At 68.3% G+C, this 25,814-nt stretch carries 24 protein-coding genes and 1 tRNA gene; 19 read left to right on the top strand and 6 right to left on the bottom strand.

The annotated features are described in order from the left end of the window. Window positions 1-249: 249 nt before the first annotated feature. The 8 genes from AC1DBL_RS01315 to AC1DBL_RS01280 all read left to right on the top strand — a co-directional run bounded on the left by AC1DBL_RS01315 (window position 250) and on the right by AC1DBL_RS01280 (window position 11,299). Window positions 250-1,386 (top strand): GuaB3 family IMP dehydrogenase-related protein, encoded by a 1,137-nt coding sequence (locus AC1DBL_RS01315; protein ID WP_441417097.1) that lies wholly within the window; start codon window positions 250-252, stop codon window positions 1,384-1,386. Between the two features lie 92 nt (window positions 1,387-1,478). Further along, on the top strand, window positions 1,479-3,230 hold the full coding sequence (locus AC1DBL_RS01310; RefSeq protein ID WP_175321236.1) for a glycerol-3-phosphate dehydrogenase/oxidase: 1,752 nt from the start codon (window positions 1,479-1,481) through the stop codon (window positions 3,228-3,230). 62 nt (window positions 3,231-3,292) lie between these two features. Continuing rightward, a complete protein-coding gene (locus AC1DBL_RS01305) occupies window positions 3,293-3,781 on the top strand; it encodes a PTS sugar transporter subunit IIA (protein WP_441417098.1) in 489 nt (162 codons plus the stop codon). A gap of 75 nt (window positions 3,782-3,856) precedes the next feature. Beyond that, the gene (locus AC1DBL_RS01300) at window positions 3,857-4,714 is read left to right on the top strand and encodes an SURF1 family protein (RefSeq protein ID WP_476925329.1); all 858 of its coding nucleotides are present in this window, start codon (window positions 3,857-3,859) and stop codon (window positions 4,712-4,714) included. Continuing rightward, complete coding sequence (locus AC1DBL_RS01295) at window positions 4,711-5,223, top strand: DUF3817 domain-containing protein (RefSeq protein WP_476925328.1); 513 nt, start codon at window positions 4,711-4,713, stop codon at window positions 5,221-5,223. Before AC1DBL_RS01300 ends, AC1DBL_RS01295 begins: the two co-directional genes overlap by 4 nt. A gap of 95 nt (window positions 5,224-5,318) precedes the next feature. Then, the gene (gene guaA, locus AC1DBL_RS01290; RefSeq protein WP_476908483.1) at window positions 5,319-6,908 is read left to right on the top strand and encodes a glutamine-hydrolyzing GMP synthase; all 1,590 of its coding nucleotides are present in this window, start codon (window positions 5,319-5,321) and stop codon (window positions 6,906-6,908) included. Window positions 6,909-7,129: 221 nt separating this feature from the next. Beyond that, a complete protein-coding gene (locus AC1DBL_RS01285) occupies window positions 7,130-10,945 on the top strand; it encodes an AAA family ATPase (RefSeq protein WP_476925327.1) in 3,816 nt (1,271 codons plus the stop codon). A 66-nt stretch (window positions 10,946-11,011) separates the two neighbouring features. Beyond that, window positions 11,012-11,299, top strand: coding sequence for a hypothetical protein (locus AC1DBL_RS01280; protein ID WP_476892151.1), 288 nt, complete (start codon window positions 11,012-11,014; stop codon window positions 11,297-11,299). A gap of 33 nt (window positions 11,300-11,332) precedes the next feature. Here AC1DBL_RS01280 and AC1DBL_RS01275 read toward each other — a convergent pair whose 3' ends face one another. The 3 genes from AC1DBL_RS01275 to AC1DBL_RS01265 form a co-directional block, all read right to left on the bottom strand. Beyond that, window positions 11,333-11,899, bottom strand: a complete 567-nt coding sequence (locus AC1DBL_RS01275) for an RcpC/CpaB family pilus assembly protein (RefSeq protein WP_476925326.1) — start codon at window positions 11,897-11,899, stop codon at window positions 11,333-11,335. Window positions 11,900-12,196: 297 nt separating this feature from the next. Next, the gene (locus AC1DBL_RS01270; RefSeq protein WP_476908486.1) at window positions 12,197-12,448 is read right to left on the bottom strand and encodes an FmdB family zinc ribbon protein; all 252 of its coding nucleotides are present in this window, start codon (window positions 12,446-12,448) and stop codon (window positions 12,197-12,199) included. Window positions 12,449-12,585: 137 nt separating this feature from the next. Next, window positions 12,586-13,215, bottom strand: a complete 630-nt coding sequence (locus tag AC1DBL_RS01265) for a 5-formyltetrahydrofolate cyclo-ligase (RefSeq protein ID WP_476925325.1) — start codon at window positions 13,213-13,215, stop codon at window positions 12,586-12,588. A gap of 109 nt (window positions 13,216-13,324) precedes the next feature. Here AC1DBL_RS01265 and galU point away from each other — a divergent pair, with 109 nt between their 5' ends. The 5 genes from galU (at window position 13,325) to AC1DBL_RS01240 (ending at window position 16,940) form a co-directional block, all read left to right on the top strand. After that, window positions 13,325-14,230 carry a UTP--glucose-1-phosphate uridylyltransferase GalU gene (galU, locus tag AC1DBL_RS01260; protein ID WP_441417106.1) on the top strand — a complete coding sequence of 302 codons (906 nt, stop codon included), beginning with the start codon at window positions 13,325-13,327 and terminating at the stop codon, window positions 14,228-14,230. Between the two features lie 4 nt (window positions 14,231-14,234). Then, window positions 14,235-14,876, top strand: a complete 642-nt coding sequence (locus tag AC1DBL_RS01255) for a GNAT family N-acetyltransferase (protein ID WP_441417107.1) — start codon at window positions 14,235-14,237, stop codon at window positions 14,874-14,876. Window positions 14,877-14,999: 123 nt separating this feature from the next. Next, window positions 15,000-15,941, top strand: coding sequence for a hypothetical protein (locus AC1DBL_RS01250; RefSeq protein ID WP_476925324.1), 942 nt, complete (start codon window positions 15,000-15,002; stop codon window positions 15,939-15,941). 79 nt (window positions 15,942-16,020) lie between these two features. Continuing rightward, window positions 16,021-16,821, top strand: coding sequence for an SDR family oxidoreductase (locus tag AC1DBL_RS01245; protein WP_476925323.1), 801 nt, complete (start codon window positions 16,021-16,023; stop codon window positions 16,819-16,821). Window positions 16,822-16,867: 46 nt separating this feature from the next. Then, window positions 16,868-16,940 (top strand) — tRNA-Ala (locus AC1DBL_RS01240). A 163-nt stretch (window positions 16,941-17,103) separates the two neighbouring features. Here AC1DBL_RS01240 and AC1DBL_RS01235 read toward each other — a convergent pair. Beyond that, window positions 17,104-17,517: a hypothetical protein gene (locus tag AC1DBL_RS01235; protein WP_476892156.1), complete on the bottom strand. Its 414-nt coding sequence runs from the start codon at window positions 17,515-17,517 to the stop codon at window positions 17,104-17,106. A gap of 359 nt (window positions 17,518-17,876) precedes the next feature. On the opposite strand from AC1DBL_RS01235, the gene AC1DBL_RS01230 reads away from it, so the two are divergent. The 5 genes from AC1DBL_RS01230 to AC1DBL_RS01210 all read left to right on the top strand — a co-directional run bounded on the left by AC1DBL_RS01230 (window position 17,877) and on the right by AC1DBL_RS01210 (window position 22,753). Beyond that, on the top strand, window positions 17,877-19,016 hold the full coding sequence (locus AC1DBL_RS01230) for a hypothetical protein (protein ID WP_476892157.1): 1,140 nt from the start codon (window positions 17,877-17,879) through the stop codon (window positions 19,014-19,016). A gap of 133 nt (window positions 19,017-19,149) precedes the next feature. Next, window positions 19,150-19,611 carry a GatB/YqeY domain-containing protein gene (locus AC1DBL_RS01225; protein WP_476892158.1) on the top strand — a complete coding sequence of 154 codons (462 nt, stop codon included), beginning with the start codon at window positions 19,150-19,152 and terminating at the stop codon, window positions 19,609-19,611. Between the two features lie 239 nt (window positions 19,612-19,850). Then, window positions 19,851-20,537 (top strand): hypothetical protein, encoded by a 687-nt coding sequence (locus AC1DBL_RS01220; RefSeq protein WP_476925322.1) that lies wholly within the window; start codon window positions 19,851-19,853, stop codon window positions 20,535-20,537. A 214-nt stretch (window positions 20,538-20,751) separates the two neighbouring features. Beyond that, window positions 20,752-22,344, top strand: a complete 1,593-nt coding sequence (locus AC1DBL_RS01215; RefSeq protein ID WP_476925321.1) for an ABC-F family ATP-binding cassette domain-containing protein — start codon at window positions 20,752-20,754, stop codon at window positions 22,342-22,344. A gap of 67 nt (window positions 22,345-22,411) precedes the next feature. Beyond that, window positions 22,412-22,753, top strand: coding sequence for a hypothetical protein (locus AC1DBL_RS01210; RefSeq protein ID WP_476925320.1), 342 nt, complete (start codon window positions 22,412-22,414; stop codon window positions 22,751-22,753). A gap of 92 nt (window positions 22,754-22,845) precedes the next feature. Here the strand turns inward: AC1DBL_RS01210 and corA are convergent, their stop codons facing one another. Further along, window positions 22,846-23,841, bottom strand: a complete 996-nt coding sequence (gene corA / locus AC1DBL_RS01205) for a magnesium/cobalt transporter CorA (RefSeq protein ID WP_476908494.1) — start codon at window positions 23,839-23,841, stop codon at window positions 22,846-22,848. 7 nt (window positions 23,842-23,848) lie between these two features. Next, window positions 23,849-24,388, bottom strand: coding sequence for an Lrp/AsnC family transcriptional regulator (locus AC1DBL_RS01200; RefSeq protein ID WP_476892162.1), 540 nt, complete (start codon window positions 24,386-24,388; stop codon window positions 23,849-23,851). Between the two features lie 175 nt (window positions 24,389-24,563). Between AC1DBL_RS01200 and AC1DBL_RS01195 the strand changes: the two genes are divergently transcribed. Further along, the gene (locus AC1DBL_RS01195; protein ID WP_441417117.1) at window positions 24,564-25,805 is read left to right on the top strand and encodes an MFS transporter; all 1,242 of its coding nucleotides are present in this window, start codon (window positions 24,564-24,566) and stop codon (window positions 25,803-25,805) included. The last annotated feature ends 9 nt before the right edge of the window (window positions 25,806-25,814 follow it).

Below are 25,814 nucleotides of genomic sequence, written 5' to 3'. Positions count from 1 at the left end.
GGTGTGGAGGCCCCCGGCGAAATCCCCGGCCGGCCGAAAGTAAACGTAAGGGCATTTTCAGGTTTTGTAAACTATTGACAGATCGTGTCAAGTAAGTGTGAGCTATCGATTAATTCGGGTGCATACTTCGCTATCGGCCGGCCCGGCAACGCCGCCGCGGCGGCCGCCGCCGTGCCCCCGCGGGCCGGCCCGCAGCCCGGCAGGCGCGGCCAATGCCGGGTCCCCGGCCCGGTCAAGTAAAGTGGGGACGTGACTTACGAGATTGAGATTGGCCGTGGCAAGCGTGGGCGTCGTGCCTACTCCCTGGACGACATTGCGATCGTCCCCAACCGACGTACCCGCGATCCCAAGGACGTCTCCGTCTCCTGGCAGATCGATGCCTACAAGTTCGATATGCCCGTCATTGCCGCGCCGATGGATTCCGCGATGTCCCCGGAAACCGTCATCGCACTGGGCCGCCTCGGCGGCCTCGGCGTCCTCGACCTGGAAGGCCTCTGGACCCGTTACGAGGACCCGCAGCCGGTCCTGGACCAGATTGCCGCCCTCGAAAACGAGACCAACAGCCCGGCCGTCACCCGCCGGATGCAGGAGCTCTACCAGGCCCCGATCCAGCCCGAACTGATCACCTCGCGGCTCGCCGAAATCCGCGCCGCAGGCGTGACCGTGGCCGGCTCCCTGACGCCGCAGCGCACCCAGGAGCACTACAAGACCGTCGTGGCCGCCGGCGTTGACATCTTCGTCATCCGTGGCACCACGGTCTCAGCCGAGCACGTCTCCAAGGACCATGAGCCGCTGAACCTCAAGCAGTTCATCTACGAACTCGACGTCCCGGTGATCGTCGGCGGGGCGGCCGGCTACACCCCGGCCCTGCACCTGATGCGCACCGGCGCCGCCGGCGTGCTGGTCGGCTTCGGCGGGGGAGCGACGAGCACCACCCGCCGCGCCCTGGGCATCCACTCACCGATGGCCTCCGCCATCTCCGACGTCGCGGCCGCCCGCCGGGACTACATGGATGAATCCGGCGGCCGCTACGTGCACGTGATCGCCGACGGCGGCATGGGCACCTCGGGCGACATCGTCAAGGCCATCGCCATGGGAGCCGACGCGGTCATGCTCGGCAGCGCCCTGGCCCGCGCCGAAGAGGCTCCAGGCAAGGGCTGGCACTGGGGCCAGGAAGCCCACCACCTCGAACTGCCCCGCGGCGACCGGGCCAACGTCGGCACCGTCGGACCGCTCGAGGAGGTCCTGTTCGGCCCGGGCCACCACACCAACGGGACCTCGAACCTGATCGGCGCGCTGCGCCGATCAATGGCGACCACCGGCTACTCGGACCTGAAGGAATTCCAGCGCGTCGACGTCGTCGTCTCGCCGTACGCCGGAAACTGAGCCCGGCGCCCGCGGGGCCAAGACCCTGCCCATCCGAAGAACTTGGAAGTAGTGTGGTGCACTACGAGGTTTGATCCGGATGGAGGCGTGAGATGAACAGTTTTCCCGGTGGTGCTCCCTTGGCCGGTGGCGCGCTAGGGCCCGCGGAACGCGAAGCGTCCCTCGCGGTGCTCAAAGCCAGCACCCAGCCCGGCAAGGAACTCGACATCCTGATCGTCGGTGGCGGCATTGTCGGCGCCGGCGCCGCCCTCGATGCCGTGACCCGCGGCCTCAGTGTGGGCATCGTCGAGGCCAACGACTGGGCTGCGGGCACCTCGTCGCGGTCCTCGAAGCTCATCCACGGCGGCCTGCGGTACCTCGAGATGCTGGACTTCGCGCTGGTCAAGGAGGCCCTGCACGAGCGCGGGCTGATCCTCTCCGTGCTCGCCCCGCACCTTGCCCGGCCCGTCCCATTCCTCTACCCGCTCACCAAGCGGTTCGTGGAACGGCCCTATGTAGGCTCCGGCATCGCGCTCTACGACGCCATGTCCATCACCGGCGGCCACAGCCGCGGCGTCCCGTTCCACAAGCACCTGAGCAGGCGCGGCACCCTGCGGGCGGCGCCCAGCCTTAAAGACGACGCCTTCGTCGGGTCCATCCGCTACTACGACGGCCAGGTCGACGACGCGAAGTACGTCGCGAACCTCGTCCGCACCGCCGCCTACTACGGCGCGCACGCGGTGAACCAGATGGCCGTCGTCGACTTCCTCCGCGAGGGCGAACGGGTGGTCGGGGCCAAGGTCGTCAACCACGAGGACGGCTCCAGCTTCAACATCCGGGCCAAGCAGGTCATCAATGCCACCGGCGTCTGGACCGATGAAACCCAGGCCATGGTCACCGACCGCGGCCAGCTCAAGGTCCGCGCCTCCAAAGGCATCCACCTGGTGGTGCCGCGCGACCGCTTCCAGTCCACGGTGGGCCTGATCCTGCGGACCGAGAAGTCCGTGCTGTTCGTTATTCCCTGGGGCCGGCACTGGATCATCGGCACCACCGACACGGACTGGCACCTGGACAAGGCGCACCCGGCGGCGTCCAGCAAGGACATCGACTACATCCTCGAGCACGTCAACAAGGTCCTCAAGCGGCCGCTGACCCGCGAGGACGTCGAAGGCGTCTATGCGGGACTGCGCCCGCTGCTGGCCGGGGAGAATGACTCAACGGCTAAACTCTCCCGCGAACACGTGGTGGCGCACCCGGTGCCCGGCCTCGTCGTCGTGGCCGGCGGCAAGTGGACCACCTACCGGGTCATGGCCAAGGACGCCGTCGACGAAGCCACCCGCAGCATGGACGAACGCGTCCCGCCGTCCTGCACCGAGTCCATCCCGCTGCTCGGTGCGAGCGGCTTCAAGGCTGCCTGGAACAAGCGCAACCGGATGGCGGAAGAAACCGGGGTGCACGTCGCGCGGATCGAACACCTGCTCAACCGCTACGGTTCGATGGCCCCGGAAGTGCTGGCGCTGATCGGGGAGAACCCCGAGCTGGCCGAGCCGCTGCCGGGCGCGGACGACTACCTCGCAGCCGAGGCCGTCTACGCGGCCAGGTATGAGGGGGCCCGCCACGTCCAGGATGTGCTGACCCGCCGGACCCGCATTTCCATCGAGGCGTGGGACCGCGGTGTGTCCGCGGCGCCGGTAGTCGCTAAACTGATCGGTGAGGTTCTCGGCTGGAGCGACGCGCAGCGCGAGAGCGAGATCAAGCACTACCTGGCCCGGGTCGACGCGGAACGGCTGAGCCAGGAGCAGCCGGACGACGAATCCGCCGACGCAGCACGCCTGGGCGTCGAGGACATCGTTCCGCTGCGCTGACCGGGGACGCCGTACGGCGCCGCCAGCCGGCGTGCACCGACGCCACTTCGAAGGGACACCTCTTGGCGGAACCACTGGACCGGTACGATGCCGACCTCACCACGCCGCAGATGGTGATCCTGGAGCTGGACGCGGAGGACAAGTTCGACGCCGCCGCCCAGCTCGCGCAGCGGATGTACGACGCCGGCCGGATCTCCGATCTGGAGGGGTTCCTCAGCCACGTCAACGCCCGCGAACACCAGCTGGCCACCGGGCTTCCCGGCGGCGTCGGCCTGCCGCACGCCCGCAGCGAATTTGTTTCCCGCACCTCGATCGCGGTCGGCATCACCAAGTACGGCAAGGCGCTGGACTTTGGGGCGGCCGACGGACCGGCCACCGTTATCCTGCTGATCGCGACGCCCGCGAGTTCCTTCTCGGACCACCTGGAGGTGCTGGCCACCCTGGCGCGTTCGTTGTCCAAGGAGTCCTTCCGGGAGTCGCTCCGCCGGGCCTATGATCCCGAAGTGATCTCCGAACTGATCAATTCCAGCCTGGTGTTCTTCGACCACTAGCACCTGCTGCCGACGCTATGGCTGGTCTCCAGAGCCGTTTCGTTGTTCTACACGCCGACGAAGTACGGTTAAGGGGTGCTGAAAACCGCCCTCAAACCCCGCTGGATCGCAGGCCTGGTGCTGGCGATCGTGATTTCGGGAGTCTTTGTGCTGTTGAGCCAGTGGCAGTTCGGCCGCTCCACACGGTCCGAGGCGCCGGTTTCCACAGGAACCGAGGACGCCCGCCCGCTGACCACGGTCCTGAAGCCGGGGCAGTTCTTCCCGGGCTCGGTGGCCGACCAGGTCGTCACCGCCACCGGCAGCTACGACCCGCGGAAGCAGGTCCTGGTGCCGGGCCGGATTCACGAGGGCGCCAAGGGATTCTGGATCGTCTCCGCCTTCGCCGTGCAGGGCGCTCCCGCCTTGACCGGCGCCGGCGCATCGCCGCAGACCTGGATCCCGGTGGCCCGGGGCTGGGTGGCCGATGCGGCTGACGCCGCGGCGCCGCCGTCGGGCACTATTGAACTCACCGGTCGGCTGATCCCCTCCGAAGCGCCGCTGCCCAACACCGACGCCGGCGCCGGGCGGGCAAGCGCCGTCTCCGTCGCGGAACTCATTAATCTCTGGGACGTCAGCAGCTATCCCGGGTTCGTGGCCGCCAGCGCCGAGCGCTCCGGCGGTGCGGACGTTGCCGCCGCCGGCTCCGTCAAACCGCTCAATATCGGCCCGCAGCCGCCCGCCCAGACCGTGAACTGGCTCAACCTCTTCTACGCCGCGGAGTGGGTGGTCTTTGCCGGCTTCGCACTGTTTATTTGGTGGCGCCTGGTCAAGGACGACTACCGCCGCGGCCTCGAAGACGCCCAGGACGAGGCGGCCGCCGGCGGACCCCACGACACCGATCCGCCTACTGATTCCCCCTCAACCGAACCAACCAATCCGAGAGTGCAATCATGATCGAGCCCCAGCCGGCCATCCAGCCGCAGCAGTCCGACGGAACGGGAAGCGCCAACGGCAAGAAGCGCCGCTTCGGCGGGACCGAGGCGCAGATCCGCTCTGCCCTGAAGTTCTACAAGGTCCTCGCCTACCTGACGGGCTCCATGCTCCTCCTGCTCTGCGCGGAGCTGATCGCCCGCTACGTCTTCGGCCACTACCTTTTCGCCGGCGGCACCAACGCCGTGACCGGGCAGCCGTTCGGCTTCGGGTTCGCCGACGCCGAGCCGCCGGGAGTAATCGGGGGAGTGAATCTCTCCGTGGCGGTGCTGATCGTGCACGGCTGGATGTACGTCGTCTACCTGATGTCCAACTTCCGACTTTGGTCGCTGATGCGCTGGCCTTTTGCCAAGCTCGTCATCCTGGCGCTGGGCGGCATCGTGCCGTTCCTGTCCTTCTTTGTGGAAAAGAGGTTCCACGCAGAGGTGGAGGCGGAACTGGCTGCCAACCCGCAGGCGCCGCAGCGCTACTGACCTGCTCTCCTCCGGACGCTCCGGCGGCCTGTGAGTTCGCTTACCCGGGGCTTCTCAATGTGCGGGGGACCGGCGGTGCAAAGTAGGCTAGTGGGGTGACCACTCCCACTGCATCCCAGACGTCCCAAAGGCCTGTGCTGGTTGTTGACTACGGTGCCCAGTACGCGCAGCTGATTGCCCGCCGCGTCCGGGAAGCGAATGTGTATTCGGAAGTCGTTCCGCATACCTACAGCACCGAGCAGCTGCTGGCGAAGAACCCGGCCGCCATCATCCTCTCCGGCGGCCCCGCGAGCGTCTACGCCGAAGGTGCCCCGAGCGTCGGCGCAGACCTGTTTGAGGCCGGCGTCCCGGTGTTCGGCATTTGCTACGGCTTCCAGGCCATGGCCAACGCCCTGGGCGGCAAGGTCGCCCAGACCGGACTGCGCGAATACGGCGCCACCGAGACCACCACCATCGGCGAAGGCCGCTCCATCCTTGAGGGCATGCCGCAGCACCAGAGCACCTGGATGAGCCACGGCGACTCCGTCCACGAGGCCCCGGAGGGCTTTGATGTCCTCGCGACGACGGCGGGCGCCGACGTCGCCGCCTTCGCCAACGAGGAGAAGTGCCTCTACGGCGTGCAGTGGCACCCCGAAGTGAAGCACTCCGCCTACGGTCAGCAGGTCCTGGAGAACTTCCTCTTCAAGGGCGCCAAGCTGGAACCGAACTGGACCACCGGGAACATCCTCGAAGAGCAGGTGGCGCGGATCCGCGAGCAGATCGGCGACTCCCGCGTGATCTGCGGGCTCTCCGGCGGCGTGGACTCCGCCGTGGCCGCAGCCCTCGTCCAGCGCGCCGTCGGGGACCAGCTCACCTGTGTCTTCGTGGACCACGGCCTGCTGCGCGAAGGCGAAGCGGAGCAGGTGGAACGCGATTTCGTGGCCGCCACGGGCGTCAAGCTCTACGTCGCCAACGAGCAGGAGCGTTTCCAGGCCGCGCTGGCCGGCGTCAGCGACCCGGAAACCAAGCGCAAGATCATCGGCCGCGAATTCATCCGCGCGTTCGAAGAGGCCGAACTGGCCATCATCGCCGAGGCCGCGGCGCACGGCGAAAAGATCAAGTTCCTGGTCCAGGGCACCCTGTACCCCGACGTCGTCGAATCCGGCGGCGGTGAGGGCGCGGCAAACATCAAGAGCCACCACAACGTGGGCGGCCTGCCGGAAGACCTGCAGTTCGAGCTCGTGGAACCGCTGCGTGCACTGTTCAAGGACGAGGTCCGCGCCGTCGGCGCCCAGCTCGGCCTGCCGCAGGAAATCGTGGGCCGTCAGCCCTTCCCGGGCCCCGGGCTCGGCATCCGGATCGTCGGCGAAGTGACCAAGGAGCGGCTGGACCTGCTGCGCAAGGCCGACGCCATCGCGCGCGCCGAGCTGACCGCGGCCGGCCTCGACAACGAGGTCTGGCAGATGCCGGTCGTGCTGCTGGCGGACGTCCGCAGCGTCGGGGTGCAGGGCGACGGCCGCACCTACGGCCACCCGATCGTGCTGCGTCCGGTGTCCTCCGAGGACGCCATGACGGCGGACTGGTCGCGGCTGCCCTACGAGCTGCTCGCCCGGATCTCCAACCGGATCACCAACGAGGTGGACGGCGTGAACCGCGTGGTACTGGATGTCACCAGCAAGCCGCCGGGAACCATCGAGTGGGAATAGCGTTGTGAATGGCCGGCCTCTTCGGAGGCCGGCCATTTTCTTTTGGCCAGCCCTTTCGCCGAAGCAATTTGCCCACGAATTTGGTGTACGCCAGTGTTGCGGCCCCGCACTGACGCCCGATTCGGGCTAACCTCGAAGGCATGCCGGTATGGTCCAGGGCGTCCCGCGCGAACTCAGAAACCGCGAGCACAGAAACCGTGAGCACAGAAAAGAAGGCAGCAGTGTCAGTTGGTCAAGGCCACCCCGAGGGCTCCGAGGAGTTCAGGAAATGGCTGTCGGGTCTCAAACCCGTCACCGGAGCAGACACCATGCTGCGCTTTACGAAAACGCCCGAGGGCTCCATTGACCTGACCCACGCGCATCCCTCGGGCCTGGCGCAGCTGATGGCCGGCCGCAGGACCCGCCTGTCGACCCTGATCCGTGACCGTCAGCAGTACGTCGTCGCCGCGCGGGCCTCGCGCAACCTTCGCTCCAAGATCTTCGAGCTCGCCAACGACCGCGGCATCGACGCCGGCTACTTCTCGGCCGGCACCGTTGTCTGGACCTCCGCCGTCGGGGGCAAGCCGCAGCGCGTGTCCGCGCCGGTCATGCTCACCGCCATTTCCCTCACCGTGCGCCCCGGCGAGGACGATTACGAACTGCAGCTCACGGAACAGGCCCGGATCAACCCCGCCCTGGTCCGGCACTTGAAGACCATCCACGGGATTGTCTTCGACGTCAACGCCGTGACCCGGATGGCCTACAGCACGGCCCGGTACGATCCGCAGCCGGTGCTGGACCGCCTCGGCACCCTGATCCAGCCGATCCACGGCGCCGAAATCGAGCACAACCTGCTCGTCTCGACGTTCGCCGACCTCTCCGGCAACCTGGATGACCCCTGGATCAACCCGAACAACCCGCTCGTGGCGGCGCTGGGCCGTGCCGCGGCCGGCGACCCGGTGGATGTTCCCCGCCTCGAAGAGGGGCGCTTTCCCAGCACGGACCAGCGCAGCCCCGCCGACGAACTCCTGCTGCTTGACGCCGATACGGACCAGCAGTACGTCGTGGACGCCGTCCGCGCCGGCGACTCACTGGTGGTCAGCAGCCCGCCGGGCACCGGACAGACCCAGACCGCGATCAACACCATCGGCGCCTTGGTCGATGAAGGCAAAAGTGTCCTGGTCGTGGGCGACCGCCGGGCCAGCCTGGGCGAAGTTTCCGCACAGCTGGAGACGCTGGGGCTCGAATCGCTGCTCGTGCAGCTCGCCGGCAACTCCACGCCCCTGATGCTCAAGGGGCAGCTGGTCCGCGCGATTGTCCGCAACGAAAAGTCGCTCGAACCGCAGCTGAAGAACCTGCACTCCACCCTGACCGAGCACCGGCACGCCCTGATGGACCATGTCGCATCCCTGCACAACGTTCGCCAGCGTTGGGGCTGCTCGCCGTACGAGGCCATGCAGTCGCTCGCGGCCCTGACCGCCATCCACCCGGCACCGGCCACCACCGTCCGGCTCAAGCGCAGCGTGCTGGACAGCATCCGGGACCGTGAGGAACTGGCCGGACGGCTCAAACGGGCGGCCGAGCTGGGCAGCTTCAGCCGCGCCTCGACCATGAGCCCCTGGCACGGCGCCCGGCTGCTGACGCGCAAGGAGACCCAGGAGGCGCAGCAAGTGGCCCGCTCTGTCGCGGAGAAGCTCCCGCAGCTGCGCGAACGAATGAACGGCGTCGCCGAACACGCAGAGATCCGCCTCGGCGAGACATTCGCCGAATGGGGGGACCAGATCGACCTGCTGGTCGCGGTCCGGGAAAGCCTGGACAAGTTCACCCCCGACATCTTCGACCGGCCCGTCCATGATTTGATTTCGGCCACCGCCCCGTCCTCGTGGCGCCGCGAGCGGAACATCGAAATGGCGTCGATGCAACGCTCACGCCTGCGCCGCGTTGCCAAGGAGTACGTCCGTCCGGGCGTGCACATCGCGGACCTTCACAGTTCGCTGGTGCTGGTCCAGGAGCAGCGGGCCACCTGGTCGGGGTACGCCACCACTCAGCGCCACCCTGCCGTTCCCTCCGGGCTGGCCGAGATCACCGCCCTGTACCGGGAGCTGGATTCCGAGCTGGCCGAGCTGAGTGAGGCCGTGCGGCATACGGCTGCCGGCGGAGCGGTCCGGGACACCCCGTACGAGGAACTGGTGGAGCGCCTGGAACGCCTCGTCGCGGACACCGGCACGCTGGAGACCCTGCCCGAGCGCACCTTGCTGGTGGAGAACATGCGCGAGCACGGCCTGGGCGAGCTGCTCGCGGACCTCGCCGAGCGCGAGGTGCCGGCCGAGTCGGTGGCCGCGGAGCTTGAGCTGGCCTGGTGGCAGTCGGCCCTCGAAGCCATGATCAGCGGTGACGACTACCTTGCCATGTCCGACGGCGACGCCCTCCGCCAGCTCGAGGCGGAGTACCGCCTCGCGGACAACGCGCACATCGCCAGCGGCGCCGCCCGGTTGCGCTGGAAACTGGCCGAGCGGTGGCGCGCCGCCCTCAGCGAGCACCCCCGCCAGGCCGACCTGCTGCGCAGCCTGCTCAAGGACGGGCGGGTCACTCCGGCGGCACTGACCGCGCAGTCACCGGAGCTCGTGCCCATGCTCGTGCCGGTCTGGTCCGTCAGCCCCTACCTTATGACCAGCCTGCTGCCGGCCGAACAGCGCTTCGACGCGGTCGTGATCCTCGACGCCGAGGCGACGTCCCTGCAGGCCGTGCTGCCCGCCGTGGCGCGCTCCCGGCAGGTCATTGCTTTTGGCGACGACAAAATCGCCAGCCCGCGCGGCTTCACCGTGGGGGTCGAGCGGCTCGCCGCGGGTGAGAACTCGCACCAGCCGGTGGACAGCGCTTACCAGGCCCTGGCCGCCGTGCTGCCGGTCTGGAAACTGCGGACCGTCTACCGCGCCGTCGACGAGGACCTGGTCCGGCAGTTGAGCAAGGGATTCTACGAGGGCGGACTCCGCCGGCTCCCGGAGGGACAGTCGGCCACGGGCCTGGACCGGGCCCTGACAGTGGAATACCTGCCGGACGGGACCGGCCTGCCGAGCGCCGACCACGACGGCGTCGAATCCGTCGTGGCCGAAGTGAACCGTGTGGTGGAGCTGGTCTTCGAACACGCACGGCTGCGCCCCCGCACCTCCCTGGCGGTTGTCACGGGCAGCCTGCGTCACGCCGCCCGGATCGGCGAGGCCATCCGGCGGCAGCTGCCCAACTACCCGGTGCTGGGCAGTTTCTTCACCGCCGGCGACGAATCTTTCCGGGTCGTGGACCTCGAACGGGCCCAGGGGCTGGTCCGCGACCATGTGATCTTCTCGCCCGGTTACGGCCGCACCCCGCACGGGCGTGCGCTGCATAGCCTCGGGCCGCTTTCAGCCGAGGGTGGCCGTGCTAAATTCGCCCTGGCGATGACCCGGGCGCGGCGTTCACTGCACGTGCTGAGCTGCTTCCGGCCCGAGGACCTGGACGTCACCCGCCTGAGCCACGGCGCGGTGGACTTCTACGAGCTCCTGGACCGCGAGATCGCCGGCAACTCCGACCTGGGGAGCCCGGCATCCCGTGCCGCGGCCAGCGAGCAGGCCCTTGGCGCCGACCCGCTGGTGGCCGATCTCGGGGACCGGCTCCGTGCCCGCGGCGCTCGCGTCTGGCACCAGTACGACGGCGTCCTGGACATGGTTGCCGCGGCCGACCCGATGCACACTATCGGCCAGGACGACGCCGAGATTCCCCGCCCGGTTGCCATCGAGTCTGACGGCACCGAACGGTACCGGCGGATGACAGTGCGTGAGCGCAGCCGGCTCCGCCCGCAGTTGCTGGAGCGCATGGGCTGGCGGTACATGCCACTATGGACAATAGAGGTCTTCACCGATCCGTCCGCCTGCGCGGACCGGATCGGCGGCTACCTCGGACTGGAGAAGCCTGCGGCGCCGAGCCGGGTGCGCCCCTCGCCCGGTTTCTCCGACGACATCGAAAACCTGAGCGTCGAAGACGGGCAAGATGCCTACGCTCCGGCCGCAGCTGACCGGGGCTAACCGGCGGGACCCGGAGGCACTGACCGGAGGCGCTGAACAGTTATTTGCAGCAAGGAGGCCGGCGGCATGAGCGCAGACGGCGAGAACGAAAACAACAACCACGGTGACGGCAGTGACAGCGGTGACGCAAAGCAGGCAGGCGACCCGAACGTGACTGCCCCGGACACCGCTGAACGGAACCAGGAAGCGCCCGCCCAGAAACCACAGGGGCAGCCGGGGGCCGGCGCCGCGGCTTCCGGCGGACTGCTGCCGAACAAGGCGGCCGAGGACGATCCGCGACGCTGGGGCGACCAGCCCGGGAGCTACGACCACGATGCCTGGCTCAAGGAGCAGCGGCCGCCGCACTGGGGCTGACCCGCACGCCGGCGAAGCAGCCGGCGACCTCCGCTATCCGCGCGCGGCCCTGACCAGGACGAAGAACAGCTTGCCCTGCGTGGACGCTCCGGCGAGTTGGCGGGCCTGGTCAGGGTCCGCGGCCACCACGATCAGGCCGTCCGTCGCCCCGGCGTCGAGCCATGGGCCGGCCCGGCCGCCCTGCGCTGAGGTCCACAGGACCGGAACAGCCGAAGCGAGGAGCCGGGAAGCGGCTGCCTTTTCATAACCGTCGCCGCTCGTCATCACGACATTGACCAGCTGGCCTGGGGAGACCAGCTGGATCGAGGCAGGGTCTGCCATGCGAAGTGGCACGGCCACCGAACCCGGCGGACTGCCGGCAAGCAGCCCGGGGCCGACGAACTGTGAGTCGGAGAGTAGCTGGCCCTTGCGCAGGGCCACGGCGAGCTGTTTCCCGTCCAGTCCGGCAGGGTCAAGCGGGCCGGCGGGCAGAACGCCGGGCGGGATCTGGATGGCGACGACGTCGGCCGCGTCCAGCACCCGGCCGGCCGGGAGATCCTTGGCCGCGGCCCACGCGGTAACGGTGGCTTCGGGCGCAGGAGTCAGCTGCTGCACGGCCATGCCGGCGGCGAGGCACAGCAGCAGGGCTATGACCAGCCTTCGGTGTCTTCCCAGCCAGCCGCGGAAGCGCCGCCTCGGCGGAAATTTGCGGCGCGAGCCAGGGCGGATGGCAGCGCGCGGAAGCGGTGACGGAGCCGATCTGAAACGCGGCGTCGACCCGTAAGACGGTGCTGATCGGGAAAAGAGTGTGCGGCGGCTGCGGTGGGCCATGCCGCCACGTTATGGTGGGGAAGCCAGCCGGCGTCAGGCCCGGGCGGCGCTATGTGGACAACCGCGGGGGTGCCGGCCTGCCGGGTACTAGTTGGCGGCGGCGGAAGCCGGTGCGGAGCTCGCAGCCGGGCTGGCAGCGGGGGCGACGGCGCTGCCCTTGCTGTCGCGTGAGTCGGTCCGGTAGAAGCCGGAGCCCTTGAACACGACGCCGACGCTGTTGAACTTCTTGCGCAACGTCCCCTGGCACTCCGGGCAGGTCGTCAGGGAGCTGTCCGTAAACGACTGCACGGTCTCGAAGGCGTGGCTGCAGTCCTTGCAGGCATATGCATACGTGGGCACTGGGGTTCCTCCTCTTGGACAAACGAGCAGGTCCCGTGCTGCCGGAGCGGCATCTCCGCCACCGGAATCGGTGGACGAGGAAACCGCATTAGCAGTCGCAGGGCCTGAGTGCCAATTCTATCACCCGCCGGCTGCGGCTAGGAGAGCCCGGCAAGCCGGACCAAGCCGCCAGGAGTCAGGGCGGCCGCGACCTTCTGATCGAAGGACTCCGCCGGGATGCTGCCAGCGGGGAGTACCTCGGCGTCGTAGACGACGGCCGCCGTCGGCAGCGGGCCGTCGCCAGCCCGGGAAGGGCCCGCCGGCAGGGCGGCGAGGGCCGCAAGGAACTTGTCGTAATAGCCGCCGCCCTGCCCGATCCTGTTGCCCGAACGGTCCAGGGCCGTGGCCGGGAGGAAGATTCCGGCCACATCCCGCATCACGGACGTGCCGAGCCGTTCACCGGTCGGCTCCTGGATGGGTGCATAACGGCTGCGGACAAACTCCGAGGTCGGGGTCCAGTACACCCAGCTCAGCGCCAGTCCAGGTTCGCAGACCGGGAGCAGCACCCGGTGGCCGGCATCATGCAGGGCGGCCAAGAGAGGCAGGGTGGGCGGCTCGGAACCGACGCCGAGGTAGGCAGCGAAGGTGCTTGGTCCGCCGTCGGCCAGCCCGGAGGCCCACGCCAGACCGTGCCGGGCGATTGCCGAACCGGCGGCATCCAGCTCCGCCGGCGACATCGCTGTCCGGCGCAGCCGGTGCCGCGAACGGATCTCTTCCTTGGTGCTCATGCGGTGGCGTCCTCTCGCCCGGGCGGCGCCTGATGATGTCGGCTGCCGCGGCTGCCGTGCCGGTGGGGACAATTACCTGATGTTTTGCCCCCTCAGTTAGATTAGTCGAGTGATTACACCCAACGCCTCCGTCCGTAAGGCCGTCATCCCCGCTGCGGGCCTCGGCACCCGTTTCCTTCCGGCCACCAAAGCGATGCCGAAGGAAATGCTGCCGGTCGTCGACAAGCCGGCCATCCAGTACGTGGTCGAGGAAGCCGTGAACGTGGGCCTCAACGACGTCCTGATGATCACCGGACGCAACAAGCGCGCCCTCGAGGACCACTTCGACCGCGTGCCCACCTTGGAAGCGACGCTGGAGGCCAAGGGCGACACCGCCAAGCTGGAGTCCATCCAGGCCGCGAGCAACCTGGGCGATATCCACTACGTCCGCCAGGGCGACCCCATGGGCCTCGGGCACGCCGTGCTGCGCGCCAAGCAGCACGTCGGTTACGAACCTTTTGCCGTGCTGCTGGGCGACGACCTCATCGATGCCCGCGACGAGCTGCTCAGCACCATGATCGAGGTCCAGGCAAAGACCGGCGGCTCGGTCGTGGCGTTGATCGAGGTCGACCCCTCGCAGATCAGCGCCTATGGCTGCGCCGACGTCGAGCCGGTTGAGGGCGAGGAGTACGTCCGGATCAAGCAGCTGGTGGAGAAGCCCGACGTCGACGAGGCCCCTTCGAACCTGGCCATCATCGGCCGCTATGTGCTGCACCCCGCGGTGTTCGAGGTCCTCGAGCGGACCGAACCCGGCCGCGGCGGCGAAATCCAGCTCACCGACGCCCTGCAGGAACTTTCCGCCGGCGAAGGTGAAGGCTACGGCGTGTACGGCGTCATTTTCCGCGGCCGCCGCTATGACACGGGCGACAAGCTCAGCTACCTCAAGGCCTGCGTCCAGCTCGCCTGCGACAGCGATGACCTCGGCCCCGGTCTGCGCGAATGGCTGCCCGGCTTCGCCTCCAGCCTGACGAAATAGTCCCATGGGGGGCAGCTTCACCTGGCCGGTGACCCTGGAGTGCGGCGATCTTGTGCTGCGTCCGATCCGGTACCGGGACCGCAAGGAGTGGAGCGAGCTTAGGGCCCGCAACGACGCGTGGCTGGCCCCCTGGGAAGCGTCCAACCCGGTACCCGGCGGCGGCTTGCCTGACTACCGGCAGATGGTGCGGTCGCTCAAGGCCCAGGCGGCGCAGGCCACCGCGCTTCCCTTTGTCATTGCTGCCTGGACTCCCGGGTTCAAGGAACCGGTGATCGTGGGGCAGCTGACGGTCTCCTCGATTGTCTGGGGCTCGGCCATGATGGCCACCCTCGGCTACTGGGTCGACCAGGACCGCGCCGGCCAGGGCATAGCCCCCACCGCCGTCGCGATGGCGACTGACTACTGCTTCCGGACCCTGGGGCTGCACCGGATGGAAATCAACATCCGGCCGGAGAACCGTCCGAGCCTGCGGGTGGTGGAAAAACTCGGATTCCGCGACGAGGGCTACCGGCCGCGTTTCCTGCACATAAACGGCGCATGGGCGGACCACCGCACCTTCGCCCTGACCTCCGAGGAAGTCCCCGGGGGCCTGCTGGCCCGGTGGCTGGAAACACGCCCCGCACAGGCACCGGAAACCCCCGCCTGACCAGCAGTTTCGTCATATATCCAGTGATTTGGCAGTTGCCTCGCGACACACCGCTGCCAATGCCGCCCGCTCCGCCGTCTTGCTCATACGGTTTTGATTGTGGACTTCCCTCTTAGCAGCTCAGTGATCCTTGTCATTGCTGTTGCGCTCTGGATCGTATGGGTGGCTCCCTACATGCTCCGGAACGGCCGCCCCCAGCTGCAGTCGGCGGGGGAGCTCCTGATGAATGCCGTGGATGTAGAAAAAGCAGACCCCCAAGCCGGAAACCTCATGAAGATGGCTGCCCCGCAGGAGACACCGATGACGAGTACGCAGCGCCCCGAGTCAGCCCCGGGTTCCACTAACCCCGGCGATCGGAAACCGGCGGCTCCGGCGTTCCGGATCCGCTACGGCCGGCTGGCGCTTGCCGTGCTGGGGCTGCTCTCGCTGCTCACCGGCGTCGTGTCCGCCGCCCTTCGGCTCTTCGGCGTCGGCTCGGGCTGGCTGCCCGCCGCCACCCTGCTCGGGGCCGTTGCCGCCGTCGTGTTGCTCCGCAGGCTTGCGGTGCGGGACCGCCGGCGCAAGGTGAACGCCGCGTTCCGCTCGGCCATGGGCGCCCCGGCGCGGAGAGCTTCCGAGGAGACCCCGGCGCAGTCCGACGTCGTCCGGGAAGCTGCGGTGCCCGCCAAGGAGAGTCCGCTCTTCGATGCAGAAGCAGGCGCCGCGCAGCCCCAGGCCGCCCCCGCACCCCTGACAGCCGACGAACTGCGGCAGGCGGCACTGGCCGAGGCCGCCGCCTCGGGCGATACGTCCGTGCGCCGCGTCGGCGACCCGTCCTCTGCAGAAGGCTCCAGCTGGGAACCCGTGGAGGTCCCCAAGCCGACGTATGTGGAGGCGCCCAAGGCGGAACGCCCCGCCCCGGAGCCGCTGGACCTGCCGGAAGCCCCGAAAGCCGTCGGCAAGCCCTCGCTCAAGCAGGCCACCGTCCGGCAGCCGGAGGCGGCTGCTGCCGAGTCGAAGGTGATGGGCAAGGGGCAGAGCGCCCTGAGCAACCTCGACGACGTCCTGCAGCGCCGACGCGCCTGACTCAAACTTCCCGCCCCGGGCAGCCGACGCATCGGCCGCCCGGGGCTTTTTGTTGCCCGCGGGAGTTATCCTGACGAGCATGACGAGAATCTGCGTTGCGGGGGGAACCGGCCAGGTGGGCCGTGAAGCGGTGCGGCAGGCCGTCGAGGGCGGACACCGCGTCGCCGTGCTTAGCCGTCGTCCGCCCGCGCCGGGGGAGGCCGGCCGGGAAGACGGCGCAGAGTATTTCCGTGGGGATGTCACCACGGGGGAGGGGCTGGCCGCCGCGCTGGCCGGAGCCGATGTCGTCATCGATTGCCTTGAGGGACAATCCGGCAGGGCGTTGAAGAACTTCGCCGACGGCGGAGCGCGGCTGCTCGCTGCCGCCCAGGACGCCGGCGTCAGGAAGGCTGTCATGCTCTCGATCGTCAACTGCGACCGGAGCAGCTTTGGCTACTACAAGTCGAAGGCGGCCAAAGAGCAGGTCTACGAGCGTTCCGGGCTTGAAACCCTGGTGCTTCGGGCCACGCAGTTCCATTCCCTGCTCGCCGGCGTGTTTGCCGCCGGAGCAAGGATCCGGCTGATCCCAGTGGTGAAGGGCGCCCGGTTCCAGCCGATTGCGCCCGCAGAGGTGGCCACGGAACTACTGGAGTCGGCGCTGGAGGCGCCGTCCGGCGTGCAGCACCGGGTCCGGACCGTCGGAGGTCCGGAGATCGTCGGGATGCGCGAGCTGGCCCACAGCTGGCGGCAGGCTACCGGGGCGCGCGGCCGGGTAGTGGAACTGCCGCTGCCCGGGGGCATGGGCAACTACCTGCGCGCCGGCCTCAACCTGGCCCCCGGCGAGCGACACGGCACGCAGACATTCGAGGGCTGGCTGGCAATGCACGCCGATAGTTTGTAGCCTAGGAACGTTGACAACGCCGTTCCTCCGGGAGCGGCGTTGCTGCGGGGCTATAGCTCAGTTGGTAGAGCGCTTCGTTCGCATCGAAGAGGTCAGGAGTTCGAATCTCCTTAGCTCCACAATTCGCAGGGGTTTTTGAATCCCTGCGCCGTTGGAAGAACGTTCGTTTAGGCCCTAGCTGTACACGCGAATCCGACGGCGCCCGCCTGGCCAGCCGGCGAGGACGCGTGGCGGCCAAGCGGCCAGGGAGGGCCCAGAGACCCCCAGTCCGGCAACCGACTCTCAGCCCCGGCAGTCTGTGGTCGTCCTTGAGCTTCCGCCCGGGCCGTAGTGGATGATGATCACTTGGTTGGGTGCAGATCCCTGGCTGACCATCATGACGCGAATGTCCTGCGAGAAATCGCTGCTCGACGAGGTGAGCTTATTTGTTGTCGTCATCACGTATCGATTGCCCTGGTCACCAAGGCCAATGCCCTGATAGACGTAGCGGTGAAAATAGGTGCCGTCCTTCTGCAGCTTGGTTACGATGTGGAAGCTCCCCTTCACTTCGACATATTCACCGTTGCAGGTGTTGATCCCACTGTTGTAGGACTGATGCCGTTCGGATTCGGCGGGGTCCGCTGTCGCGGCGGCAGCGGGAGCCAGCAAAGCCAGGGACAGAGCAATCGGGGCAAGGGTTCGGGTTACTAAGCGCATGACAACCTCTTCGTTGGGGGCGGAAGCACCGGGCGGGGCCTGGAGTAGTGGATGGGCGCAGCGCACTGACGAAAATGCGGCTGCCATCACCCCCCAGCATGCGACAGGGCATCAAGCTACCCGACCCGGGGAGAAAGCGGTAGAGCTAACCAGACTTCGCCCGCGGCCCGGCGCCGGCGCATCGTGCCGCTCCGGGCGGCCAAGGTCGGCCTGGACCCTGCGGCGCCGCCCGAGAGTCATGCCCCCATCCTGCGCCTTTCTGCCCGTTCAGCGGGCCAACGGAGCCCCTGACGTAGTGCGGCGCCTCGAATTCCCTTACGCTGACACCGGAGCCGACGACGACGGGGGTAGGGGCGCCGATGAGTGATCCGGGGGAGCCGAGGCGGATTCCGCTTTGGAAACTTGAAGAAACGGCCGGCAGCCAGGCCCCGCCGGAAGGCTGGCGCGGCAACCCGGCCCCGCTGCTGCCCGGCTGGGACCCCAGCCAGGTCCACACCTCCTCGACCGTCCGGGACGTCTGGGCGCGCCGCGCCCCGTGGCCGGTCCGCCTCCTCCGGGCCCTCGGCAGGATGTTGGGACGGTTGTTCAAGGCTGTCGCCGTCCTGACGGCCATTGCGCTCGTGTGCGGTTTCCTGCTGTACCTCAAAGGTGACCTGAAGCCGTCGTCGTTCCTGGGCGGACCCGCGGGCGATCCTGCCGCCGGCGCATCCGACCCCCTGGTGTACCGCACCGCTCCGTCCGCCGGTGCAAGGCCCCGGACTCCGGCGGCGGCTCCTGCGGCGGTTACTCCGGCGCCCACCCCGCGCGCGGCTGCGGACCACCCCACACCCGGGCGCGAAGAGGCCGTCGCCCCGCTGGGTCGACCCGCGCCGGTCACCGTCAAATCCCGCTCCTACGCGTTTACGGCCACCGGCAAGGACAAGCGGCCGGCCGCCTACGACCCCTGCCGGCCTATCCATTACGTCACGCGCGCCGCCAACCAGCCGGCGGAAGGGCCCCGACTGATCAAGGAGGCCATCGCAGCCGTCTCCCGGGCGACCGGGCTGGTGTTTATCAACGACGGAGCCACCACGGAGGCCCCGGCGGCGAAGCACAAGTCCTACCAGCCGGCGCGGTACGGGGACCGCTGGGCGCCGGTGCTTATCGCCTGGGAGACCACAGCCGAGGAGCCCCGCTTCACCAACTACGCCGTGGGAACCAACGTCATGGGTCTGGGCGGCAGCGCCGCGCTCAGCCGGGACGGCACCGAGGTCACCTACGTCAGCGGCCAGCTGGAACTGAACGGGCCCGCAATGCAGTCCCTGATCCTCCGGGACGGCTTGGCGCCCGCCCGCGGGGTCATCGAACACGAGCTCGGCCACGTCGTGGGCCTGGGCCACGTCCAGGACCCGGCCCAGCTGATGAACCCCACGGCCGTCCCCGGGGTAACCACGTACCAGGCCGGGGACCTCACAGGCCTGTCCGTTCTCGGCCAGGGGGCGTGCAGGCCCGAAGTCTGAGCGGGGAGCGGTGGAAACAACGGCCTGTACCTGTGGACGGCAGGCCGTAGGCGGCCCGGCATCGTCATTCGCACGCTCCTGGGGGAAACTGGCCTGTAGGGCACCCCGCTAACGATCTAGGAAAGAGGACACCATGACGCTCAAAGAGCGCCTGAAAGAAGACGTTGTCACCCACATGAAGGCCGGCAACAAGACCGCGCTGACTACCGTCCGCAACGTCCTGGGCGAGATCAGCACCCGGGAGAAGTCAGGCAAGACGCCGGTTGAGCTAGACGACGCCCAGGTGACGTCGCTGCTGCAGAAGGAAGCCGCCAAGCGTCGCGACACCGCCCGCATCTTCACCGAAGCCGGCGAAACCGACCGCGCCGCCGCCGAGGTCGCTGAAGCCGAAATCATCGAGGCATACCTGCCTAAGGCGCTCACCCGCGACGAGGTGGAAACGATCGTCGACGAGGCCATCGCTGCGCTTAAGGCCGACGGTCAGGAGCTCTCCATGCGCTCCATCGGCGCGGTGATGAAGCCGGTCACCGCCAAGGTGGCCGGTCGCTTCGACGGCAAGTCCGTCAGCGAGATCGTCCGCAGCCGCCTGGCCTGAAAAGGGACACGGTGATGCACAGCCTCCGCTGCCAAGCCCCGGGGGTGCCAGGCCCCCGGGCGCCGGGCAGGCGCCGGACCAGTGCCTTTGAGCCGCGGCTGACAGTGTTTTTCCCAAGGAATTCCGCAGGAATTCCTTTCCCGCCCCGGACCGTGCTTTCTGTTCGGTAACGTTGCGCGCGGCTGGCGGTGTGGAACCGCGAGCCGCCCTCAACGTACGAACTCTGGAAGGATCACCCCTTGGCAGGAATCTTCACCTGGCTCAGCGCCCTCGGTACTGCAGGCAAGGCCACCGTCGTTGCCGCCGTCGTCGTCACGGGTGGTGCCGGCGCCGCCATGGCTGCCACCGTAACGGAACTCAGCTCGGACCCGACCGCCACCGTCTCTCCCGAACCGACCGCCACCGAGACCCCGACGGCGGATCCGACGGTTGAGCCGACGGAGACCGCTCCCGCCCCGGAGCCGACCGAGACCGCTCCCGCCCCGGAGCCGACCGAGACCGCTCCGGCCCCGGAGCCGACGGAGACGGAGACCGCTCCCGCCCCGGAGCCGACCGAGACTGAGACCGCTCCCGCCCCGGAGCCGACCGAGACGGCGCCGGCCCCGGAGCCGACCGAGACTGAGACGGCGCCGGCCCCGGAGCCGACCGACGGCGATGATGCCGACGAGGCCGGGGAAGACCAGTCAAACGAGCACGAGAAGTCCTCGGAGCACGGCAACAGCGCCTGGGCCCACCAGAACGCCGCTGCGCACCGCGCAGCCGGGCTCGCGAAGGCCGCCGAGCACCGTAATGAGCACGCCGCCACCCCCGCGGTTCCGAGCTACGGATCCGGGTCGGTCACCGCAGCCGTTCGCGCGCCGGGCCACGCCGAAGCACCCAAGGCCGCGCACGCCAAGCCCAGCGGGTCGGGCAAGCACCACAAGTAAGCATTGGTCCAAAGACCCCGTACCGCATCGCGGTGCGGGGTCTTTGCTGTCTCCGTGTCCGACCGCTCCGCCCGTTCGGGATAGTCTGAAACCCCGGCCCGCTTACGGACGCCCGCCCACAGTTCCGGCGTCGGCGGCGGATATCGTCGGCCAGCCCCCTCCCGGACAGCCCCCGGGAATCGCCGGGGCCAACCCCCTTGAGAGGACAGCAGCAATGAGCCTGATCCGGCTGCACGACGTCAGCGTCCGCTTCGACAACACCCAGATCCTCCGCGAGGCGTTCTTCCGCCTCGAAGCCGGCGACAGGGTCGGCCTGATCGGCAAGAACGGATCCGGCAAGACCACCATCCTGAAGCTGATCCTGGACCAGGTGTCCCCGGACACCGGCACGGTCAGCGTGGACCTCGGAACCAGGGTGGGGTACTTCTCCCAGTTCTCCGAGCTCAACGGCGACGCGACCATCACCGAAGTCCTCGACGGGTTGTTCGGCGAGATCAAGGCGGTGGAAGCCGAGCTTGCCGCCATTGATGCGGCCATCGCCAAAGATCCCGCGGCAGATGAGCTGGACCGGCTGATCGGGCGGCAGGCCGGACTGTTCGAGGACATGGACCGGCTCGACGGCTGGGACTACCCGCGCCGCATCGATACGGTGCTGACCACTCTAGGGTTCGACGACGCGCACCGCCATTGTGCGATCGACGCGCTCTCCGGCGGCTGGCGCAACCGTGCCGCGCTGGCGAAGATCCTGCTCGAAGGGCCGGACGTCCTGCTGCTCGACGAGCCCACCAACTTCCTGGACGTCGCCGGTGTCGAATGGCTGGAAAGCTGGTTCCGCGATTTCAAGGGAGCCGCGGTCATCGTCTCGCACGATCGGACGTTCCTGGACGCCGTCGTGACCCGCATCATCGAGGTGGAGAACTTCCACCTGCACGAATACCCCGGGAACTTCGGCGAATACGTGGTCCAGAAGCAGTTCCGGCTCAAGACCCTCGAGCAGCAGTTCGTGCACGAGTCCGAGCTGCTCGCGTTCGAGGCCGAAGGGATCGCCGACCGCCGTGAAGCCGCCAAGGCCGCCGGCCGCGGCCTGGGCAACCAGCTCGCCAAGATCAAGAAATCCCGGACGCCCCGGCCGGTGGACCAGATAGTCACCGAGATCTACGGCGGGCTGCACGTGAAGGACGTGCTGTGCCGGGTGGAGGGGCTGGGCAAGTCCTACGGCGAGAAAGTGTTGTTCGATGATCTGAGCTTCGAAATCCGCAGGGGCAACCGGATCGCCGTGCTGGGTGCCAACGGCAGCGGAAAGTCCACCCTGCTGAAGGTCCTGACCGGCGAGGAGGCCGCCGACGCCGGCGAGGTGGCGTGGGCGAAAGGCCCCGGCTTCGTTTCGTACAACCGTATGCTGGAAGACCTCGACGACGGCGACACCGTCTCACACGCCGTCAACGCGCTGCCGGACAGCCTGGCCTTCAGCGCCACGAAGAAGTCCGTCAACCGGTTCCTGGCGATGTTCCAGTTCTCCGAAGCAGACCTCAAGCAGAAGATCGGGAACCTCTCCGGCGGCCAAAAGGCACGCGTGGCCATGGCGCAGTGCCTGCTCTCCGGCGCCTCGGTGTTGCTGCTTGACGAACCCACCAACCACCTGGACCTCTCCAGCACCCAGGTGATGGAGCGGGCGCTGCTGCACTTCCCCGGCGCCGTCGTGGTAGTCAGCCATGACCGGTTCTTCACCGAGAAGATCGCCACCCGCCAGCTCATCTTCGGCGCAGCCGGAGCCGCGCCCGGCGAAGTCGGCCAGCGGGCCGCCTAAGCGGTCAAGCCTCCCGGTGCTGCCGCCCGGGGCAGCCGGCTTGCCGTCGTCGCGGGATAATGGGGCTATGGCCGAGCAGCGACGGGAACAGGACCGTGACCCGTGGGAGGAGTTCGACCGGCTCAAGCCGGCCGCGGAGGACCGCGTGGGCGGCTACCCGGGCGGTGAGCCCCACGGCTTCGGCTTCCGCACCGGGGTGCGCAGCGCACGCGTGGCCTTCGGCTTCGCCGTCTATGCCCTTGTCCTCGGCAGCGTGCTGGTCCTTCTCGGGACGATCTACTTCATCGGCCACGGGCAGTGGCTGTGGCTCGGGCTGATGGCCGTGATCGAGAGCTGCTTCGTCCTCGCGTTCATCCGCCTTGTGGCCCAGGCACGCCAGCGCCGCTCAGGAGGCTGGCCCGACGCGTAAATGATTCCATGACGCGCAAAAAGGCTGGCGCGGCGGGTATGCCCCTCGCGTCAGCCCGTTTACGCGTCGTCAGGACATTGGCGCCGCGCCGGCTAGAGCCAGCCCTTGCGTTTGAAAATGGCGTACATGAGCGTTGCCGTGCCCGCCATCATGAAGAGCGCCATCGGGTAGCCGAAGGTCCAATGCAGCTCCGGCATCCGTTCGAAGTTCATGCCGTATACACCGGCGACAAAGGACGGTGCGAAGAAGATGGCGGCCCAGGAAGAGATCTTTTTTACCTGCTCGTTTTGTTCCGCACTGGCTTCGTTCTGGCGGTTCGCCGTCAGCGTGCCGTCCAGGGTGAGCGCGTTCTGCAGCAGGTCGCGGAAGGAATCGGCGCGGGAAATCAGCCGCTCCACGTGGTCCTCGACGTCGCGGAGGCTGTGCTGCAGTTCCGTGTCCACCTGGTACTTCTCGAAGCCCCGCCGGAGCTGCTGCATCATGGCCGGCAACGGGTGGATGGCCCGCTGGAAATGGATGACCTCCCGGGCGAGCTCGTAGATGCGCCGGGAAACCAGCGGATCCCCGCTGAAGAGCTGGTCCTCGATCTCGTCGATGTCGTTCTCCAGCCCGGCCACCACTGGGACGTAATCATCCACCACCTGGTCCATCAGGGCGTAGAGAACCGCCTCGGGGCCGTGGCAGAGCAGGTCCGGGCGCCGCTCCAGCCGGCGCCGGACCTGGCCCACGACCGCCGTCTCGGCGTGCCGGACGGTCACCACGAAGTTCCGGCCGGTGAATACGTGCAGCTCACCGAACTCCACGGTCTCGGTCTCGTCGAGGTACCGGGCCGGCCGGAGTACGGTGAAGAGGTTGTCATCGTAGCGTTCCAGCTTGGGGCGCTGGTGCGCGGAGATCGCGTCTTCCACCGCCAGGCCATGCAGGCCGAACTCCTCGGCGACGGCGGCCATTTCCTCTTCCGTCGGCCGGTACAGGCCGATCCAGGCCATGCCGCCGTGTTCGGTCAGGGTCTCAAAAGTCTGTTCCAGGTTGCGCGGCTCGGCACGCCGGACGCCGTCAACGTAGACGGCGTTGTCAATGATAGTCACGGGGACATTATCCAGTCTTTAGCTGTGGATCCGCGGCACCGGCCCGGCGCGAGGCCGACCGGCCGGGGGCAAGGGCGCTGCCCTGGGCAAGCCGGCTGATGAGCGGCTCGGTCCGGTACGGGATGTGGGTGTGCAGGGCCAGCACGGTCTCGGTCCGGATGACGCCCTTGATCCTCAGGATGGACCGCAGCGCCGCCTGGAGGTTGTGCGTGTCGGTCGCCACCACCCGGCACCAGACATCGCCGCGGCCGGAAATTTCGTGGACCTCCAGGACCTGGGGGATCAGGCGCAGGGCGCCCACCACGCCGTCGAGTTCGCGGTGGTTGACCTCGATCGTGACGAAGGCGACGACGTCGTACCCCACCGCCTCCAGGTCGATTTCCCGGCCGCCGTCGTGCAGCAGACCGGAGCGCAGCATCCGCCGGACCCGGGACTGCGCGGTGTTCCGCGCGATCCCGAGGGCGTCGCTGAGTTCGCCGATCTGGATCCGCGGGTCCTTGATGAGTTCGAGCAGAATCTTCAGATCGGTGGGGTCCAGACTGTTCAAATCATCACTCCGGTTCATACTTGTGGTCCGTGATTGACGGTTTTGATCAATTTTGGCACAGAACTTGGCTGGAACAGTCATTCGTGCCGCATTCTGTAGATATCAATCTTCACCGGGCCGGCGCCTCCCCACAGGGAACGCGTGCGGCCCGCTTCGATGCAGCAGGGGCACCGCTATGACAGTCTTCAGCGAACTTCGCATGCGCCCGGCCACGGCAGAACGCTGGGGCTGGGACGCTTCCGTCACCGCACGGCTGGTGATGGCCGGCGTCGTGATTTTCACGCTGCTGGTCGGCGCCAACCTGGCGACACCGCTGTACCCCCTGCTGCAGGCCAAACTTGGCATCACGGCCCTGGATGTCACGGTTGCCTTCTCCGCCTACGTCCTGGCGCTCGTGGCCACCCTCATCCTCGCCGGACACTGGTCGGATCACATCGGCCGGCGCGCTGCCCTGGTCCTGGCCGTGCTGGTAGGCCTCGCGGGGGGCTTCGTCTTCGCCACCGCCAACAGCCTGCTGGCGCTGTCCGCCGGCCGGGCGCTGCAGGGCGCCGCGGTTGCCCTGGCCACCGGTGCCAGTTCCGCGGCCCTGCGCGAGCTGCTGCCCAGCCGGCCCGAGTGGGCCTCGCGGTTTACGCTGCTGGCCTCCGCCGGCGGGGTGGCGGCGGGGCCGGCCATTGGCGGGGTGCTTTCCGTGCTTCCCGGGCCGACGTCCACGCCCTATTACCTGCACTCCGTAGTCCTGGCCGCCCTGCTGGTGCCGCTCTATCTGCTCAAGGCCAGGCCCGCCATCACCTCGGTCGCGGGTCCCCAGCCGCTGAAGGTCCTCGCACCCCGGCGCCCCTCCGTGTCGAGGGAGGCGCGGGGCGCGTTCTGGCTGGCCTCGGCGGTAGGGTTCCTCAGTTTTGCCGTCTTCGGATTCTGCCTCTCGCTGGCTCCCGGCTATTTCGCGCAGATTGTCCATGCGGACTCACGGCCGCTGATCGGTCTGCTCGCGGGACTGACCCTGGCGGCGTCGGCGCTGAGCCAGCTGCTGGCCGTACGCGGGCGCTTCGTGGTGCCCGTAGGTCTGTCCCTGCTCGCCGGTTCCGTGCTGCTGATCGCGGCAGCCGCGGCGTGGAGCAGCCCGTGGCTGCTGATTGCCGCCAGCATCACCGCGGGCCTGGGCCAGGGCGTCTCGTTCCGGACGGTCTTCAACGATGTGGCCGGCAAGGTGGAGGCGTCGCGCCACGCCCAGATCATCAGCACCGTCTACGTGATCACCTACCTCGGCAGCGCCTTCCCGGTGATCGGGCTGGGGCTGGCGGCCGGATACTTCGGCCTGCAGGCTGCCGTGGCGGGTTTTGTGGTGCTGTGCGCGCTCGTTGCCCTCGGCCTGGCGGCCGTCACGCTGCGCAGCGCCCTCCGGCAGCGGGCCTGAGCCCGCAGC

It is taken from the genome of Arthrobacter sp. 10T44, assembly GCF_056393885.1.
Note: the sequence above shows the minus strand (reverse complement) of the source record. Positions and strands in the feature narration are given on the sequence as shown.